Consider the following 2,515-nt stretch of genomic DNA (forward strand, 5'->3'; position numbering starts at 1 on the left):
CTGCCTTGCGCCGGGGTTTGGCGGGCGTTGTCGTGATCGGCATTCCGGGCAATGTGCGCATCTACCTGGCGTGCGGCGCGACCGATATGCGCCGTGGGTTCGACAGCCTGGCCGCCCAGGTGCAGACGATGCTGAGGCTTGATCCCCACGACGGCGCGCTTTACGCCTTCCGGGGGCGGCGGGGCGACCTGATCAAGATTCTATGGTGGGACGGCCAGGGCCTTTGCCTGTTCTCCAAGCGGCTGGAGCGCGGCCGGTTCGTCTGGCCGCAGGCCCGGGAGGGCTCGGTCGTGCTCACCTCCGCCCAGGTTTCCATGCTGCTGGAAGGGATCGATTGGCGGACGCCGGTGCGCACCTGGCAGCCGGACGCGGCCTGCTGAGCACGCTCGGTTCCATGCGGCCCCCGGCGCGTCATAGTGACTCGGATGCTGTCCACCACCCTGCCGGTGGTGGTGTTTTCGGGTAGAATCCGCCCCATGACCGACGTTGCCGCAGAGATCGCCGAGCTTCGTGCCCGGCTCGCCGAACGCGAGGCCGAACTGGCCGCGGCGCGGGCGGAACTGACCGGCGCACGTCTCCTGATCGAGCAGTATAAGGCGCAACTGGCCAAGCTTCGCCGGATGCAGTTCGGCCGCTCGTCGGAGAAGCTCGACCGGCAGATCGCCCAACTGGAACTGATGCTGGAAGACCTGGAGGAAGGCGAGGCCGCCCGGACGGCGCCGTCGCTGGATGGCGGGAACGCGGCCCCGGAACGGCGCCAGCGGGACCAGCGTCATCCGGTGCGCCGTCCCCTGCCGGAGCATTTGCCACGCGAAGAGGTCGTCCATTCCCCAGGCGACGTCTGCCCCGGCTGCGGCGGCACGCATTTCTCCCGGTTGGGTGAGGACGTGACCGAGGTACTGGAGAAGATCCCGGCCCGGCTCAAGGTGATCCGCCACATCCGGCCGAAGCTGTCTTGCCGGGCGTGCGAGGCCGTCCTCCAGGCGCCGGCCCCGGACCTGCCGGTGGAGAAGGGCCGCCCCGGGGCCGGCCTGCTGGCCAATGTCGTGGTGTCGAAGTACCTGGACGGGCTGCCGCTCTACCGGCAGTCGGCGATCCTGGCGCGTGAGGGCATCGCGATCGAGCGCGCGACCTTGGCCGATTGGGTCGGCCATGCCGCCTGGTGGGTAGCCCCCCTGGCCGGTCTGATCGGCGCCCATGTGATGGCGGCGCCAATCATCCACACCGACGACACGCCGGTCAAGGTGCTGGCCCCCGGCAACGGCCAGACCAGGCTCGGTCGGCTCTGGACCTATCTGGTCGATGAGCGGCCCTGGTGCGGTGACCGTGCGCCGGCGGCGTTCTATCGCTTCAGCCCGGACCGCAAGGGCGAGCGCCCGCGTGAGCATCTCTCCGGGTTCAGCGGGGTGATCCAGGCCGACGCCTACACGGGCTATGAGGCCCTGACCCGGCCATCGGGCCTGGTCCCGCCCGGTATCGTTCCAACGACCTCAAACCATGGCTGGAGGCGCAGCAGCGGCGCCTGTCGGCCAAGAACACGCTGGGCAAGGCGATCGGGTATGCGCTGAACCGCTGGAACGCGCTCACCCTCTATGTCGCCGACGGCCGCATCGCCATCGACAACAATCCCGCCGAGCGCTCCCTGCGTGGCATCGCCCTTACCAGGAAGAACTTCCTGTTCCTGGGCTCCGAGGCGGGCGGCGACCGGGCGGCACTCCTCTACTCCGTCCTGGAGACGGCGAAGCTGAACGGGCTCGACCCCGAGGCCTATCTGGCGGATGTCCTGGACCGCATGGCCAAGGGCCATCCGATCAACCGGCTGGCCGAACTTCTGCCCTGGAACTGGACACGCCGGGCTGACAAACTCGCGGCATGACCGCCGACGCCCCCCTCCCGCCAGAGCTCATCGCGACAGTCCGCATCGATCTGCTCGACACCGACCCGCCGATCTGGCGCGAGGTCGAGGTGCCGATCACGATGACGCTGAAGCAAGTTCATGGCGTCATCCAGGCCGCCATGGAATGGCAGGATGCCCATCTCTGGTCATTCGCCAGCGACAGCGAGGAGATATCCCAAAGCCGGGCCGCCAAGCTGCCGCTTCAAGACCTGCTGCGGCCTCGCAAGACCAAGCTCCTCTACACCTACGACTTCGGTGACTGCTGGGAACATCAACTGACTGTGACCCGGCCCCGTCCGCCCGAAATGGGTGTCGCCTATCCCCGCTACGTCGCCGGGGAAGGTGCCGCGCCGCCGGAGGATTGCGGCGGCATTCCTGGCTTCTATGCTCAACTCGACATCCTCGCTGACCCGAACCATCCCGATCACGATGAGGTCAAGGAGTGGCTCGGTGACTACGATCCTGGCGCCTTCGATGAGCAACCGGTCAGGCAAAGACTCGCCCGCATCGCCGCTCGCCGGTCAGCACCGAAAAAAGGCAAAGACGCGGTGATCCGCTGACGCTTACCGCTCGTCGGCAGCCGCTTCGATAGCTTTCCGGTCCCGGCCCACGATGGCC

Annotated in this window: 2 protein-coding genes and 1 pseudogene; all 3 read left to right on the plus strand. The window is 67.8% G+C overall.

Features of this window, described 5'->3' with window-relative positions:
• The first annotated feature begins 86 nt into the window (after positions 1-86).
• The 3 genes and pseudogenes from tnpB to I55_RS07150 all read left to right on the plus strand — a co-directional run bounded on the left by tnpB (position 87) and on the right by I55_RS07150 (position 2,457).
• On the plus strand, positions 87-380 hold the full coding sequence (gene tnpB, locus I55_RS07140; RefSeq protein ID WP_376739175.1) for an IS66 family insertion sequence element accessory protein TnpB: 294 nt from the start codon (positions 87-89) through the stop codon (positions 378-380).
• A gap of 45 nt (positions 381-425) precedes the next feature.
• A pseudogene (locus tag I55_RS07145) lies at positions 426-1,876 on the plus strand (IS66 family transposase).
• A complete protein-coding gene (locus I55_RS07150; protein WP_044559819.1) occupies positions 1,873-2,457 on the plus strand; it encodes a plasmid pRiA4b ORF-3 family protein in 585 nt (194 codons plus the stop codon). The pseudogene I55_RS07145 and the gene I55_RS07150 overlap by 4 nt, the downstream one beginning before the upstream one ends.
• The last annotated feature ends 58 nt before the right edge of the window (positions 2,458-2,515 follow it).

The organism is Azospirillum sp. B4 (genome assembly GCF_000333275.1).
In the GTDB taxonomy this organism is placed as follows: Bacteria; Pseudomonadota; Alphaproteobacteria; order Azospirillales; family Azospirillaceae; genus Nitrospirillum.